The following is a 14,587-nucleotide window of genomic DNA, read 5'->3' on the forward strand; positions in this document are numbered from 1 at the left end:
CCGATCAAATTACCGCCCCGGCCGGTCCAGCCGCTCCAGGAACCACTGCGTCAGCCGCACCCAGACCTCGTCCTTCTCGCCGGAATCCTCCCAGCCATGGTCGAGGTTGGGATTATCATTCACCTCGATGACGAAGACGCCGTCCTTGGTCTCCTTGAGGTCGACGCCATAGAGCCCGTCGCCGATGCAGCGCGCCGCTTTCACAGCCGTCTCGACGACATGCGCCGGCGTCTCCTTCAGCGTGAAGGTCTTGATGCCGCCCTGGTCGGGCTTGCCGTTGGCCTTGTGGTTGACGATCTGCCAGTGCTTCTTGGCCATCAGATAATGCACGGCAAACAGCGGCTGGCCGCCGAGCACGCCGACGCGCCAGTCATACTCGGTCGGAATGAATTTCTGCGCGATCAGAAGGTCGGAATCCTCGAGCCATGCGGTGGCAAGCGTCTTCAGTTCCTCGAAATTGGCGCATTTCTTGACGCCGCGCGAGAACGACGAATCCGGGATTTTCAGCACCAGCGGAAAGCCCAGCGTCTGCGCCGCCAGTTCGAGATCCGAGGTGCCGGCGATCATCACCGTCGGTGGCACCGGCACCTTGTTGTAGGCCATCAGTTCGTTGAGATAGACCTTGTTGGTGCAGCGGATCATCGACAGCGGATCGTCGATCACCGGCATGCCTTCCTGCTGGGCGCGGCGGGCGAAACGATAGGTGTGGTTGGAGATCGAGGTGGTCTCGCGGATGAACAGCGCGTCGTAATTGGCGAGCTTGGCCAGATCCCGCTTGGTGATCGGCTCGATTTCGACGCCCATCTTCTCGGCGATCTTGGCCCAATAGCGCAGCGACGAGATCTCCGAGGGCGGCAATTCCTCATGCGGGTCGACCAGCGTGGCGAAGGTGTAGCGCGCCGGCGTGCGGCCCTTGGTGTCGCGCCACTCCCGGTTGGTGTAGGTTTCCAGGCACTGGATGAAGCTTTTTTCCTCGTCCTCGGTCATCCGCGCCAACGGATGGAAGCCGATCTTGCGGATCGAGGCCCATTCGGCGCTGTCCTTGATGTGTACTTCGAGCGCCGGCGCGCGGAACCAGTCGAACAGAAGTTTGGCGAAGCGGTCCCAGATTTTCGACGGGCCGATGCCGAAGAAGATGCAGACCTTTTGCGGAAAGGCACCGCCGAGATCCTTGCGGCATTTGTTGAGCGCCAGTTCCAGTTCCGGCAGCGCGTGCTCATAAAGCTTGCGTTCCGACAGGTCGATCATCGTCTCGACCGTCGGGATCACCTTGTGGCCGCGCGAGCTTGCCAGCAGCGACGCATAGTAGCCGCGGCTCTGATAGGCGTAATTGTTCGACAGGTTGATGACCTTCGGCCGCTGGCCGCGAAACAATGATGGATGCGCGAGATAGTCGCGATTGGTGATGATCTTGTGCGGTGTCGCCACCTGGTCGAGATCGCTCTGCCTGCCGGTAAGGATGACCCAGGTCATTATCTGTCACGCTTTCCCAGAGTGATGGCGGCACGCAGTCCATCGCGACCGAACTGCGCCATGTTCATGAAGATGCCGTAAGGCACGGGAATGTTGGCTGCATCAAGGATGGTCTCCTGCCTTTCATCCTCGACCCAAGGGTCGTGGATCAGGATATGGTCGCCGTCATCGCCGATCGCCAGCACCCAGTGCGGCACCTTCTTGCCGAACATCAGGAAGCCGCTGATCAGCACCAGCACCAGCTTTCCCCCAGCGATCGCAGCGCGGATATCGTCGATTGTGAATGCACGGTAATTCACCGGGATGCCGTAAAGTTCCGCGCGTCGGCGAAAGTCGACCTGGGCGAGTTCCATCACCCGACGCTTGTCCTCGCGGCGCACCGATTGCAGGAACAGCGCACCGAAGAAGGAGACGTAGATCTCCGCCGCAAGCCCGCTCTCGTACCCCGAAACAGCGAGGCCGAACGGTTCGCATCCACCGGGACCCGACATCATGAAGACGGTCGTCGCTTCACGCCACAGGCGGATTTCCATGACCGGATCCGGCACGAAGCCGCGATCGAAATTGGCCATCGCCATCATCAGGCAGCACGGGCCGCAGGTGAACTCGCAGGTCTGCGGGTAGAACGGCACCTTGGTGTCGATCGGAATGTCGCCACGCAAGGTCTTTTCGTAGCGAAGTGCCGTTTCGCCATCCTCATAGTAGCCGGGCTCGCGGCCGATCTTGCGATAACCGGCCCGTTCGTAGATGCGGATCGCGCGGCTGTTGTCCTCGCGAACTTCGAGACGCAGCATCATGCGGTCGTGCTCGAAGGCGGCATCTTCGGCGGATCCGAGCAGCATGCGGCCGACACCCAGTCCGCCGAAAAACGGACTGGTCGCGATCGAGTAGAGGCGCGCCACGCCGCTGCCCTTGCGAAACAGCACGATCGCATAGCCGGCCACGCGGCCATCGACTTCGGCGACCAGCGTCTCGGCGGTTTCACGCTCGATGAACAGGCGGAAGGAGCGGCGGGAAATACGGTCGCTTGAGAAAACAGCTTTCTCAATGGCGGCGAGATCATCGACGTCAGACGCGCGGGCCGTGCGGATCTCGGCAGGCATGCGGCTTCAGAAAACCTCGATTGGTGGTGGAAATGGCCCTACTCGAACACGTCCTTGACGCCAACCAGGGCGTGGGGAAAACCGGCGTCCACCTGGGCGCACGAAGTCCGCTCCACCACCTTGAATCTTCGCCTCGTGTTTCCAAAAACCGTTTCCGATTTTCGGGCGATGCGACGGCATTCATCAAGCGCTATCGCACCTCGATTAGGGCCGAATTGTGACAAATCCGACGCCGGCCCGACGGGCGCAAAAGGTCCTTCGGCCGGATCAGCATTCGCGCATCGACGGCACCGGCAAAAGCAATGCCGTTCAGCTTGCCAGCCCGTTTACAAGTTGCGTGTAGGCGCTCCTCGCGACCTCGGCCAACCGCTCGCGCGGCAAGGAGCCGACCACCGCACAGCCATAGCCCTTGTCCAGCCAGTAGACGGCCTCGGGTCCGTCTTGCGCGGCGGCGTAGGTGCCTTTGGCATTCTCCGTCGATTCCGTGGTGACGAACAGCGAGATACGCTGCCCATTGCCGTCCTCGTAAAGCAGCATGGCGGCCTTGCTCTCGCCCGCCGGCAGCAGCCGGCCGCCGACCAGTTGGAATCCGTCCGCGGTCAGGTCCGGCGCCACCAGCTTCAGCCCTACACGGTTGGACAGCCAGGTCTGCAGATGGTCCTTGTCGCTGGCCGGCACCTCGACGGCATGCCGCTTTTCGGCGGCATAGATGACATGGGCAGCGATTGCCTGCTCGGCCAGCCGATCTTCCGCCGGGTCCTCCTGGCCGATGCCGTCGATCCCGGCAAAGTAGCCACCAAGTCCGCCAGTGACCAGAAGCACGGCGGCAGCAGCGGCAAGCCACCAGCGTGAGCGTGGCACAGATGCCTTGACCGGCACCTCGCCAAGCACGACCTTGCGCAACCGCGCAGGCACGGCTTCGTCCAGCACGTCGGCGAAGGCGGCACGCAGCGCCGCCCGGTCGGCGGTGAAACGGGCGCTCTTGGCCTTCATCTCGGGATTGGCGTCGAGCCAGGCATCGTAGGCCGCGCGCTCATCGCTGGGCAGCTCGCCATCGAGCGCCATGTGGATGTCACGTTCGGAAAAGTCGCGGCGGATCATTTCTCGACGATCCTTATCGCGCGGCGGCGCGCCGTGTCGTCCAGCAACCCGCGCAACTCCTCGCGCCCGCGCGCAATGCGCGACATCAGCGTGCCGGCAGGCACGCCCAGAATGTTGGCGGCTTCGGCATAGGAAAAACCTTCGATGGCAACCATGACAAGGGCTGCCCGACGGTCGGGGCTGATCGCCTGCAATGCGTCGATGATCTCGCGCGAGGCAATGCTCTCCACCTGCTCAGCCGGCTGGGCAACGGCTTCGCCCGCCTCCAGCGGCAGCATCGCCGCCTCGCCGCGGCGGTTTACCTTGCGCATCTGATCGATGAACAAATGATGCATGATCGTAAACAGCCACCTCCGGGGGCTTTCTCCTGTCTGCCAATTGTCGAGCCGCACAAGCGCCCGCTCGAGGCAATCCTGGACAAGGTCGTCGGCAGCGTCGCGGTCGCGCAAAAGCGAGCGTGCGTAACGGCGCAGGCGCGGTATTTCGCCAAGGATTGCTGCCTTCTTTTCGTCCATGACCGCAGGTTTCGAGGTCGCCCTTGTTGATCCCAATTGAACGCGCCTTCCGGGCGCGGCGCAAGCGGCCAGCGCGAAGCGGTCTCCCGCCCCGGTCACCCAAGCAATGAGATAACGATGGCCGGTGCCGATTTATTCCCGATCGAAGGCAGCGGTAAATCGATTGCCAAAATACGTAAAATATGCACAATATGTAAAATACGTATGAGGGTCACTCGATGAAACAATTCACCTTTTCGGATATGAATCGGGCGTCCGGCGAAATTCTCGAAACGGCAATGATCGAGCCTGTCGCTCTCACGAAACGCGGCAAAGAGAAGCTGATCATCCTATCAGCGGCCCAATATCGGCAGCTCGTTAGTTCGCCTCATGCGGTAGCCTACACGCTTGAGGACGCGCCGGACGAGGTTCACGATGAACTCATGTCCGGATTGGAGGCCATCACAACCAGCGACAAGCCGGATGCTTAAGCCCGGCGATTTGCTTCGATACTATTGTCTATGGGCACGACAGGCTGACGCCGGCGAGGAATCCGGCCGCAAGGCGCGGCTCGTCTGCATTGTGGTCAGAACGCCGGCAACGCCTGCCGCACTGTTCTTGTTCCCGCTCACCTCGCAAAAGCCCGACCAGTCCCGCACGCATGTTGCCGTGAGCGAAATCGAGTGTCGCAGAGGTGGGCTCGATTTCCCGTCATGGCTGATCCTAGACGAGTACAACCGCGTACAGATCGATGAAGCTTATGATCTCGTCACGACGAGGCCAATCGGCTCCTTCAGCCCAGCGTTTGTCCGGAAGATCGCGGGCCTCATCAAAGAGGCAATCGTACAGCGCCGCGTGCGCGGCGTCGTCCGAAAATAGCGGACAAACCGGTACATGAACGGGTAAGGGCTATTCACGGAAGCAAGCGCATCATCCCTCCTTCGCCGCCCGTGTCAAAAGCCGCTGATAGAACAGGCCGATACCGATCAGAACCGCGCCGAGGCCGATGAAGGATAGCGCCCGGAGTACGCCTTCCAACTCCGACATGTCGAAGATGAAGACCTTCAGCACGGCGATCGCGATCAGCGCGGCCGAGGCTATACGCAGCACCTGCGATTTCAGCCAGACGCCGGCGGTGAGCAACGCCACGCCGATGACCAGCCAAAGCGCCGAATAGGTGTAGGTTTCCAACTGGCCGAGGCCGCTCCACAGGCCGATGAACTCGCCCTTGAACAGACGCCTCACCGAGAGCGTGGCATAGGCGAAGGCAAGTGCGGCAGCCACCACAGCCAACATCTGCGCATACCATTTCGGCCGCTTGTCCCTGGCGTAGAGCGCCAGTCCCCCGGCGGCGACCGCCGGCAGGAGATAGGCGAGGAACAACAGGTTGAACACCGGGATGCGGCCTGTCGATTCGTCGGTGAACAATGGGTTCAGCAAGACGAAATGCCTGACAACGATGAAGGCGACCGAGGCCACACCGGCGGCCATCGAACCATAGCGCAGCACCGAGCTTGGCGAGCGCATGTCGATGGCGACCAGGATGGCGCCGGCGCCGATGGCGATCAGGGTGTAGATCGACTGTTCGGCGAGCGTCATGGCACCCGTGTCGATGACGCCGCCGTGCATGGCGTGGCGCACCAGCATGGCGAGCGTGAGCAGCGCAAATAGCGCCGCCGCCGCTTCCATGGCCAGGCGCGGCCGGCCATTCGTGGTGCGCGCAAGCTGCCAGGCGGCAAAGCCGAAGGCCAGTGCCGGCACGCCGTAGCCCGGCAGCAGCCAGTTGAACACCGGCGTCGTCGACAGGAACTCCGCACCGACAATGGTCGGGTCGAAGGCGACGCGGCCAAGCACCGCGATCACCGCGCCGACCGAAATCCAGCCGAGCACGGGATAGGAGCGCCAGCGTGTCGCCAGCGCCGGCACCACGGCTGCAGCACCGAGCAGGATGGTGGTCCAGCCGGAATCGAAAGCCATATGCATCAGCAGCAGGCCGGCGATCGCCGCGCCGCCCAGGGCAAACGACACCGCGATGCCGCCCTTGAGCGGCGGCTCTTCGGCCCGCGCGATCCATTCGCCGCCCGCGGCGAAAACCACGACCAGGAGTGCCGCTGCGGCGGCGTAGACAAAGTCACGGTCGAGGTTGCCGAAGGTGAACCAGAGTGCCAGCAGGACGACAAGCGGGACGATGACGCCCCATGCCGCCCATGAGGCCGCGCGGATCTGCGTTCCGACGGCGAACCGGCGCGCGGCCCAGAAGCCGGCGCCAATGAAGACGAGGCCGAGGCCAATCCCGATGCGCAGCGTCAAGGCATTTCCCGCCGTCACTGGCAGGCCGTCAAAGCCTAAATTGCCTTGGGAGAAATCGGAGCCGATGGTGGTGGGCGGAATGATGCCGAGATGGATCAGCACGGTCACCAGTCCGGCCGCGTGCAGCAGCGGCAACGCGCGCGGCCGATAGAGTGCGGTGGCAACAAGGGCGAGGATGACCAAAGCGCCCGGTAGAGCACCGCCTGCTGCGACAAGCGTCGAGTCTACGGACAGGCCCAGCGCCGAAAACGCCACGAAGACCCCCGGCACTATCGATGGCCAGTCGAAGCCCTTGCTTGCAGTTTCCTCTTCGCCGCCACGACTGCCCAGCCAGACAAGAGCAAGCACCGCCAGCGTCACCGCGTCGATGAACAGGATGACGGCAAGGTCGGCGCCTGGCACGCTGGTCATGTAGACGATGGTCCATGCACCGGTGCCGAAAAAGGCGGCCGCCATCAGTAATTTCCAGTCGCGCATGCGGGCGATGACGCCGGTCGCTGCGAGCACGATCGCGAGATAGCCGAACAGCGCCCAAGGACTGGGTGCCTGCGAGGCGACCAGCACTGGCGTCACCATGGCGCCGACAAGGCCGATGCCGGCCAGCGCCTGGCCATGGACAAGGGCTGCCGCGATCGTCGCCACGCCGATGACGCCGAGCAGCGTGAAGGCGAGTGCCGGGCCGATGAAGCCGTAGATGCCATGCGCGGTATAGACGGTGCCGAACAGGATGAAGGCACCGGCTGCCGTCAGGATCGCTGGAATATAAGCGCCGGCGGCCCCTTGCACCGGCACCTTGAAGCCGGTGCGACGGATGAATTCGCCGCCGGCCACCAGCACAAGGCCGAGCACGCCGGCCATGGCCAGCCGCACGCCGGGGCCGAAAATGCCGGCTTCGATGGTGTAGCGGATCAGGAACAGGCCGCCCAGCGCCAGTGCGATGCCGCCAACCCAGACCGCCCAGCGGGTTCCGAGCGCGGTTTCGACGTCGGATTGGCGGACAGCTTTCGCCGCTCCGGGAAGCTCCGCAGGTTCCACCGCCTTCGGTGCCGGTTCTGGAGCGGTCCACGGCCCGGAGACGATCTCGCCGGTCGAGTCTTCCGTGTCCGTGGCTGGCGCCGGGGCTGTGACCGCTGCGCTTACCTCCGGCGGGACAATATCGGCCGCGGCCGCTACGTCCGGAGCCATATCGGCGGGCGCGTTGCCGGACACCGCCTGTTCGGACGGCTTGGTCGCCAGCGGCACGGCTCCCGAAAGCACAAGGCTGCGCAGCGCGCCAAGCTCGCGCTCGACAAGGCCTATGCGGCTCCGCTGGCGCGAAATGATGACGAACAGGGCGATGATGGCGACAAGGCCGATCAGGCTTTCAAACATGGCGGTTCCCCCAAACCAGGCCAGTTTTCACTGACATTCGTCTTACTGACATTCAAATGCGGCGGCCAAACGGCCAGAAAACTCAGCGCGCCGCCAGATTTGCGGCCGGAAAGATCGAGCATGTTTCGGTGCCGAAAGCCAGCAGCTTGCCGCCGCCATCCTTCAGCGTCGCTTCCGACACCGCCTACGTGCGGCCCTTGTGAACGACCCTGCCCTCGCACACCACCTCGCCGGTCTTCGGCGTGATGGGCCGCGTTAAATTCACCTTGAACTCCGCCGTCGTATAGGCCTCGCCCTTTTCGAGCAGCGTCTGCACGGCGCAGGCCAGTGCCGAATCGAGCAGCGTCGCCGCCCAGCCGCCATGCACGCTGCCCAGCGGATTGAGATGGCGCTCACTCGGCATGCCATGAAAGACAGCGCGCCCTTCCGAGACTTCGGTGAGCGTGAAATTCAGCTGAAAGGAAATCGGCGGCGCCGGATACTTGCCGTCGACGATGCGCTGCAGCAATTCCAAACCGGTGTATTTCAGGATGTCGGCGTGCGGAATGGTGCCGAGGCCGAGCGGTGAGACCCGGCCAGGATAAAGTTCGACCTCGCTCATGTGATGATTTCTCTGGCTGCGTCCTGGCCAGCTATGGCCTTGCCGCGCGCGTGATGTTTGCGCAAGGCGGCGAGGAAGCCGGTACGAGCGTCCGGCGGCTCGATGCCGCGCGGCTCATAGACATGGCGGTTGAAAAAGAAGCCGGTGAGCCGGAAGGCGTCCTCGACATCAGCCGCATCGGCGCGCAGGCCGGAGCCGCGCTGCAGGAAAGCCGGCAGAGCCAGCATCTTGTCGCGCCATGGCAAACCGGCTTCGCGCGATACTGCGCGTCCCGACTTCGGCGAGACATAGGCCAGGTCCTGTCGCGTGCCGGTGGCGGCGCATTGGCTGAGATCGAGGCCGAAGCCGAGTTCGTCCAGCACCAGAAGCTCGAAGCGCGCCACCAGTTCGCCGGCAACATCGGCATCGTCGAGATGGACGATCATCACGGCAAGCGTTTCGTAGAGACCTTCGTGCGCATCGCGCTCGGGCAGCAGGCGCAGATGCGCGGCCATGGTCTGCAAGCCGTAGACGGCGACGGCGCTGTCCATCAACCGGGCCGCGTTCATCTCGATCGCCTCGGCCTGGAACGTGCCGAGATGTTCATCAAGGCGCGCACGCCACAACAGGTCGACGCGATTGCCGGGCTGGAGCACGGGCTGCTGCTTGCGCGAACGGCCGCCGCGAACAAGGCCGAGATGACGGCCATGCGCTCGCGTCAACACCTCGAGAATGGCGCTGGTTTCGCCATGCTTGCGGGTGCCGAGAATGATTCCCTCGTCGCGCCATTCCATTTCAGGAGCTTTTCACCGATCGGGTGGCGAAATCAAGGTATCGGCTTGGCCCTGGGTAACTCTCATGCCAATGCATAAAAAACCGCCCGCAGCGATGTGCTGCGGGCGGGCTGGTGAGGTCAGTCGATCCGTTAGAAATTGCGCTGGAAGCGAACGATGCCGCCGACGCTGCTCTTCTTGTCGGCCTTGGTCCAGTTGTTGAAGTCGAAGTCGTCGAATTTTCCTGCATTGAGGTAATCGACTTCGGCCGTGATCGTGTAGCCGGGGACGATGGTGTAGGCAACGTTGGCCGCGACGGCGAGGTTCTTCCAGTCGTCATAGGAGACCTGGGCGTTGAACGAGGTCTTGTCGTTGAACTTGTAGGTGCCGCCGCCCCAGATCGCCCAGTTTCCGCCCCATGGCTTGTACTGGGTACGGCCTGTGCCGAAGTCGTTGATGTTGTCGTTGGTGCCGTAGCCGCCCATGACGAACAGCGTCAGTTCCTTGCTGACGTTGACGTCCAGTCGGACCTTGCCGGCCACTTCCTCATAGTTGCTGTCATAGGCGACGACGCCGGTGATCGCACCCCAGTCGCCCTTGTACTTCAAGCCGCCGACGACATGCGGAACATAGCTGTCGATCGTGTTGACGGCGGTGCCCTCTTCGAGCGAGACCACGCCGGTGAAGCCGCTGCCAGCGTCGAAGTAGTAGCTGATGAGGTTGGTATCCTTGACACCATAGGGGATGAGAGTGTCCTGGATGACGTTGCCGGCATAACCGATGAACTGGTCATATACCGTTTCATCCTTACCGACGCGCAGGCCACCGAGTTGGATCCAGGCGAAGTTGAGGGTGGTGGCCTTGTTGCCGGCCTGCCAACCGGTGCCGCCACCTGTATAGTCGCCAGACGAATTGCCGAATTGAAAGCGGGTCTCGGTGAAGGTCTTCAGCGTGCCGAGTTCGGTTTCCTGGCCGGTATAGGTCCTCAGCGTGAAGCGCATGTTCTTGTAGTAGGTGTCGTTCCTATCGCCGTCCATGTGATCGGCAACGTTATTGGCGCCATCCAGCGCGCCGGAATCGCCGACGCCCATGTCGTAGCGGAGGTAACCGCCGATGCGCAGGCAGGTCTCGGTGCCCGGAATATAGAAGTAGCCGGCGCCGTAGACGTCGCAGATCTTGACGTATTCGGCTGGTTCCGGTTCGGCGACGACGACAGCGTCGGCGGCGCGTGCGCCGCTGACCGCGATCAGGGCCGCGGCTGAGCCGAGAAGGAGGCTCTTGATGTTCATTTTCTGACCTCTCCAGTCATAGTTATAAATGGCTTCGAATTTGTGGCTGGCGGCAATGTTTTCCCGCCTCACCCCCACAACGAAAAAGGCTCGCATCGCTCGCCCTTTTCAGCGGCGAACATACCCATCGATCCTCTGCCTTCAATGACGATTTCCGAAATAATGCTAGTTCTATGAACAGATTAGTGCTGTGTTGCACAAATAACACTTATTACCAACACGAATGGCACAATCGGCACAACGTCATATATTGAATATATATACGGATACTTACGCGGCTAAATACATTTCTAACGTTCTATATTTCTGAAATTACCGTACAGTGCGGAATATCTACCTGATTTACGCCGAAATCGACCTGGTTCTTGCCGCCACCCCTCTATCAGCGGATGACGCTCATCCGCCAAACCTACTCTGATACCGAGGCGAAAAGCGGGATGACGCTTCCAAGCCTGTCTGCTCTTCCAAGACGATCGAAACTCCCTGGAGCGCTGTCGCGTCGCCGATTGTGACAGCAGCCAGCCGTTGAAGACGATCCCTCCATGACGCCTCTCAATCGACCTTGGCGACGCCGGCGATGTAGTCCCCCGCCTTGATCAGGCGGGTGGGCACGCATAGGTCCGGAAAAGCATCGCCTCGGCCAGAATGTCCCTGGTCGCGCCATACGAGGCGGATGGTTCGGCGACAGGATTAGGATCTGGTGGGCGAGAGCGGCTTGAACGTTTGGCGCCTCACGCGCCGTGCGCGTGATCGGCAAGCACTTCATCGATCACGTGACGGGATCTTTCAACCTCGACAGGGTTGACGTCGATCTGTCCGGCAACCGTGATCAGCGCCTTCCAGAGCGTCCAGCCACGACCGCGCGCCCACATCGCCTCGTCGGCCGGAAGGCCGGCACGAAACGCCTCCCGGCTTTTGCCTTCCAACAGCGTCCACGCGATCGCCAGATCGCAGGCGGGATCGCCGACGCCGGAGGTTCCGAAGTCGATCACCGCGCTCAATCGGCCTTGCCTGACCAGCAGGTTTCCCCAACTGACGTCACCGTGGAACCAGACCGGCGCACCGTGCCATGGTGCGGCAAGTGCTGCCTCCCACACCGCACTGGCGGCGTCCGTATCTATCTTGCCGTCGAGAGCAGCAATCGCTTGCCACGTTTCGCCATCGTAGACGCTGAGTGGTCCGCCGCGAAAGAAATTGTGCTGTCCCGGCGCCGGTCCACCGGTCGCATCGATCCGCTGCAGGGCGACCAGGAACATGGCCAGGTCGGTCGCGAATCGCGGCAGGCTGGCGATACGCTCGCGCTTTGCTGTCTCGCCTTCGATCCAGCGGTAGACGGACCAATGCCAGGGATAGTTTTCGGCCGGAACCCCCATCGCCAGCGGCACGGGAATCGGCAGCGGCAACAGAGGCGCCAGCCTCGGCAGCCAGCGATGTTCCTTTTCCACCTGCAGGGAATAGGCCGCGGCACTCGGCAGCCGCACGGTCATCTCGTCGCCGAGATGGAAGGTCCTGTTGTCCCAGCCGCCAAACTCGACGGGCCTGACCGCAAGGTCCTTCCAACGGGGAAACTGCGTGGCGATCAATCGGCTGACAAGCGCTATGTCGATGTTCGGCTTGCTGTCCATCGATCCTAGCGCGGAAACTCGAGCCCCATCTCGCGATAGCGCTCGGGATCATCGCCCCAGTTCTCGCGCACCTTGACGAACAGGAACAGGTGCACCTTCTGTTCGAGGATGCCTGCTATCTCCATGCGCGCCGCCTGGCCGATGGCGCGGATGGTCTCGCCCTTGTGGCCGAGCACGATCTTCTTCTGGCTGTCGCGCTCGACATAGATGGTCTGGTCGATGCGCACCGAGCCATCCGGCTTCTCTTCCCATTTCTCGGTCTCGATATGCGAGGAATAGGGCAATTCCTGATGCAGCCTGAGATAAAGCTTCTCGCGCGTGATCTCGGCCGCGAGCTGGCGCATCGGCAGGTCCGAGATCTGGTCTTCCGGATAATACCACGGGCCGACCGGCAGAGCCTCGGCCAGATAATCGAGAACGTCCTTGCAGCCGGAACCGGTCAGCGCCGAAACCATGAAGGTGCGTTTGAACGGCACCCTTTCGTTCGCTGCCGCCGACAGAGCCAGCAGCGCTTCGTGCTTGACGCGGTCGACCTTGTTGAGGATCAGCACCATCGGCTGGCGCACATCCTTCAGCCGTTCGAGGATGGCGTCGGCGTCGCCCCTGATGCCGCGTTCGGCATCGATCAAAAGCAGCACGATGTCGGCGTCCTTGGCCCCGCCCCAGGCGGTGGTCACCATCGCCGTGTCGAGCCTCCGCTTCGGCTTGAAGATGCCGGGCGTGTCGACGAAAACGATCTGCGCATTGTCATGCGTGGCGATGCCGCGCACGATGGCGCGGGTCGTCTGCACCTTGTGGGTGACGATCGACACCTTGGCGCCGACCAATTGGTTGACCAAGGTCGACTTACCCGCGTTGGGTGCGCCGATCAGCGCGACAAAACCGGAATGCGTGGCGGCGGCTGCGGTCGCCGGCTCTTCGGTGGCGGTCATGCCGCACTCCCTTCACTTGAGCGCGCGCGCTCCGATTTTTGGGCTGATTTGGTGGCCCAGACGCCTTCGCGCAAAAGAAATGCCGAAGCCGCCGCTTCTTCGGCAACCCTGCGGGAGCCGCCAGTACCGCTTATCGGCGCAAAGCCGCGGACCTGCAAGGACACGGTGAAGACGGGCTGGTGGTCCGGGCCTTCTCGTTTTTCGATCACATATTCAGGGCGCGCATCGCTGGTCTTGGCAATCCATTCCTGCAGATCGGATTTCGGATTGAGCGGCTTTGCGATCACCGTATGCGAGCGCGGTTCCCAGTAGCGCAGGACGAACCGCCGCGCAGCCTCGATGCCACCGTCGACATAAACCGCCGCGATCAGCGCTTCGACCGCATCCGCCAGATAGTTTCCGCCCGAACCACGCGACCGCATCTTCAAGGCAGAATCGGCGCGGACCAGATCCTCCAGCTGCATTTCGATGCCGATTTCGGAGCATGTCCGCGCATCGACCAGCGCATTGAAGCGCGGCGCGATTTCACCTTCCGGCGCATCGGGAAATTTCTCGAAAAGCATATCGGCGACGATCAGCCCAAGCACGCGATCGCCAAGGAATTCGAGACGCTGATTGTTGCTGGCCGCCTTGACCGCACTGGAATGCGTCAAGGCGGTCTCGAGCAAACGGATATCCTTGAAGACGTGACCGGTCTTGGCCTTCACCAAACCGGCCAGTGTTTCGCCTGTCGGACGCTTCAAAGCCATCAATTGACGAAGTGGAACAGGCGCGAAGCGCGCATCAGCGACGGCCATTTCCAGATTTCGAGAGGGCTCGCCTTGCCGGCGATCGAGAAGAAAACAAGATTGGCACGACCAACCAGATTTTCCGCGGGAACGTAGCCGACGGTGAAACGGCTGTCGGCGGAATTGTCCCGGTTGTCGCCCATCATGAAATAATGGCCGGGCGGCACATCGAATTCGCGGGTGTTGTCGCCGATCGAGTTCGAATTCAGGTCGAGCGTGTCGTAGCTGACGCCGTTGGGCAAGGTCTCACGATAGACATCGATCGGGCGCGATTCCTCGGTGATGTCGGGATTGTCGATCTGGCCTGTTTTCACGCGCGGCACGCCGACGCCGTTGATGAACAGCTGGCCGTCCTTGACCTGGATCTTGTCACCGGGCAGGCCGACAACGCGCTTGATGTAGTCGACGGACGGATCAGGCGGGAACTTGAACACCGCCACGTCGCCGCGCTTCGGCTCGGCGCCCCAGATGCGGCCCGAAAAAATATCGGGTCCGAAAGGCAGCGAGTAGCGCGAATAGCCATAGGACCATTTGGTGACGAACAGATAGTCGCCTTCCAGGAGCGTCGGCCGCATTGATCCCGACGGGATCGAAAAAGGCTGGAACAGCAGCGTGCGGATGATCAGGGCGAGCAAAAGCGCCTGGACGATGACGCTGACGGTCTCGCCAAGCCCGCCGGATTTCTTCTCGGATTTTTCAGCCACGCTCATGTCGTCCTCGATTGTGCGTTGGATGGTATAGAGTCTCG

General features: G+C 62.2%; 13 protein-coding genes and 1 pseudogene. 2 read left to right on the forward strand and 12 right to left on the reverse strand.

Features of this window, described 5'->3' with window-relative positions; all coding sequences use genetic code 11:
- Positions 1–9 precede the first annotated feature (9 nt).
- The 4 genes from MESCI2_RS0119405 to MESCI2_RS0119420 all read right to left on the reverse strand — a co-directional run bounded on the left by MESCI2_RS0119405 (position 10) and on the right by MESCI2_RS0119420 (position 4,192).
- Positions 10–1,473, reverse strand: coding sequence for a RimK family protein (locus tag MESCI2_RS0119405; RefSeq protein ID WP_027038023.1), 1,464 nt, complete (start codon positions 1,471–1,473; stop codon positions 10–12).
- A complete protein-coding gene (locus MESCI2_RS0119410) occupies positions 1,473–2,576 on the reverse strand; it encodes a peptidase C39 family protein (protein WP_027038024.1) in 1,104 nt (367 codons plus the stop codon). The genes MESCI2_RS0119405 and MESCI2_RS0119410 overlap by 1 nt, the downstream gene beginning before the upstream one ends.
- Positions 2,577–2,885: 309 nt before the next feature.
- Positions 2,886–3,677: an anti-sigma factor family protein gene (locus MESCI2_RS0119415; RefSeq protein WP_027038025.1), complete on the reverse strand. Its 792-nt coding sequence runs from the start codon at positions 3,675–3,677 to the stop codon at positions 2,886–2,888.
- Complete coding sequence (locus tag MESCI2_RS0119420; protein WP_013532577.1) at positions 3,674–4,192, reverse strand: RNA polymerase sigma factor; 519 nt, start codon at positions 4,190–4,192, stop codon at positions 3,674–3,676. The genes MESCI2_RS0119415 and MESCI2_RS0119420 overlap by 4 nt, the downstream gene beginning before the upstream one ends.
- 218 nt (positions 4,193–4,410) lie before the next feature.
- On the opposite strand from MESCI2_RS0119420, the gene MESCI2_RS0119425 reads away from it, so the two are divergent.
- Positions 4,411–4,662, forward strand: coding sequence for a prevent-host-death protein (locus MESCI2_RS0119425; protein ID WP_027038026.1), 252 nt, complete (start codon positions 4,411–4,413; stop codon positions 4,660–4,662).
- Entirely contained in the window at positions 4,655–5,050 is a 396-nt protein-coding gene (locus MESCI2_RS0119430; RefSeq protein WP_027038027.1) for a hypothetical protein, read from the forward strand. Before MESCI2_RS0119425 ends, MESCI2_RS0119430 begins: the two co-directional genes overlap by 8 nt.
- Positions 5,051–5,101: 51 nt before the next feature.
- Here MESCI2_RS0119430 and MESCI2_RS0119435 read toward each other — a convergent pair whose 3' ends face one another.
- From MESCI2_RS0119435 to lepB, 8 genes and pseudogenes are all read right to left on the reverse strand, one after another.
- Positions 5,102–7,852: a DUF2339 domain-containing protein gene (locus tag MESCI2_RS0119435; protein WP_027038028.1), complete on the reverse strand. Its 2,751-nt coding sequence runs from the start codon at positions 7,850–7,852 to the stop codon at positions 5,102–5,104.
- Positions 7,853–7,934: 82 nt separating this feature from the next.
- Positions 7,935–8,453 (reverse strand): annotated as a pseudogene (locus MESCI2_RS01000000134940) (PaaI family thioesterase).
- Positions 8,450–9,226 (reverse strand): DNA repair protein RecO, encoded by a 777-nt coding sequence (gene recO / locus MESCI2_RS0119445; RefSeq protein WP_027038029.1) that lies wholly within the window; start codon positions 9,224–9,226, stop codon positions 8,450–8,452. Before recO ends, MESCI2_RS01000000134940 begins: the two are co-directional and overlap by 4 nt.
- A gap of 131 nt (positions 9,227–9,357) precedes the next feature.
- Positions 9,358–10,494: a porin gene (locus MESCI2_RS0119450; RefSeq protein ID WP_027038030.1), complete on the reverse strand. Its 1,137-nt coding sequence runs from the start codon at positions 10,492–10,494 to the stop codon at positions 9,358–9,360.
- A 731-nt stretch (positions 10,495–11,225) separates the two neighbouring features.
- Entirely contained in the window at positions 11,226–12,119 is an 894-nt protein-coding gene (locus MESCI2_RS0119455; protein ID WP_027038031.1) for an aminoglycoside phosphotransferase family protein, read from the reverse strand.
- A gap of 5 nt (positions 12,120–12,124) precedes the next feature.
- Positions 12,125–13,051 carry a GTPase Era gene (era, locus tag MESCI2_RS0119460; RefSeq protein WP_027038032.1) on the reverse strand — a complete coding sequence of 309 codons (927 nt, stop codon included), beginning with the start codon at positions 13,049–13,051 and terminating at the stop codon, positions 12,125–12,127.
- Positions 13,048–13,800, reverse strand: a complete 753-nt coding sequence (gene rnc, locus MESCI2_RS0119465) for a ribonuclease III (RefSeq protein ID WP_027038033.1) — start codon at positions 13,798–13,800, stop codon at positions 13,048–13,050. Before rnc ends, era begins: the two co-directional genes overlap by 4 nt.
- The gene (gene lepB, locus MESCI2_RS0119470) at positions 13,800–14,549 is read right to left on the reverse strand and encodes a signal peptidase I (protein WP_027038034.1); all 750 of its coding nucleotides are present in this window, start codon (positions 14,547–14,549) and stop codon (positions 13,800–13,802) included. Before lepB ends, rnc begins: the two co-directional genes overlap by 1 nt.
- Between the last annotated feature and the right edge of the window lie 38 nt (positions 14,550–14,587).

It is taken from the genome of Mesorhizobium ciceri WSM4083, from assembly GCF_000519305.1.
GTDB classification, from domain to species: Bacteria; Pseudomonadota; Alphaproteobacteria; order Rhizobiales; family Rhizobiaceae; genus Mesorhizobium; species Mesorhizobium ciceri_B.

Coding starts and splice junctions, on each gene's coding strand:
- MESCI2_RS0119435 (WP_027038028.1), bottom strand. CDS start 7,852: ATGTTTGAAAGCCTGATCGGCCTTGTCGCCATCATCGCCCTGTTCGTC.
- MESCI2_RS0119415 (WP_027038025.1), bottom strand. CDS start 3,677: ATGATCCGCCGCGACTTTTCCGAACGTGACATCCACATGGCGCTCGAT.
- MESCI2_RS0119430 (WP_027038027.1), top strand. CDS start 4,655: ATGCTTAAGCCCGGCGATTTGCTTCGATACTATTGTCTATGGGCACGA.
- MESCI2_RS0119420 (WP_013532577.1), bottom strand. CDS start 4,192: ATGGACGAAAAGAAGGCAGCAATCCTTGGCGAAATACCGCGCCTGCGC.
- recO (WP_027038029.1), bottom strand. CDS start 9,226: ATGGAATGGCGCGACGAGGGAATCATTCTCGGCACCCGCAAGCATGGC.
- era (WP_027038032.1), bottom strand. CDS start 13,051: ATGACCGCCACCGAAGAGCCGGCGACCGCAGCCGCCGCCACGCATTCC.
- MESCI2_RS0119410 (WP_027038024.1), bottom strand. CDS start 2,576: ATGCCTGCCGAGATCCGCACGGCCCGCGCGTCTGACGTCGATGATCTC.
- lepB (WP_027038034.1), bottom strand. CDS start 14,549: ATGAGCGTGGCTGAAAAATCCGAGAAGAAATCCGGCGGGCTTGGCGAG.
- MESCI2_RS0119405 (WP_027038023.1), bottom strand. CDS start 1,473: ATGACCTGGGTCATCCTTACCGGCAGGCAGAGCGATCTCGACCAGGTG.
- MESCI2_RS0119425 (WP_027038026.1), top strand. CDS start 4,411: ATGAAACAATTCACCTTTTCGGATATGAATCGGGCGTCCGGCGAAATT.
- rnc (WP_027038033.1), bottom strand. CDS start 13,800: ATGGCTTTGAAGCGTCCGACAGGCGAAACACTGGCCGGTTTGGTGAAG.
- MESCI2_RS0119455 (WP_027038031.1), bottom strand. CDS start 12,119: ATGGACAGCAAGCCGAACATCGACATAGCGCTTGTCAGCCGATTGATC.
- MESCI2_RS0119450 (WP_027038030.1), bottom strand. CDS start 10,494: ATGAACATCAAGAGCCTCCTTCTCGGCTCAGCCGCGGCCCTGATCGCG.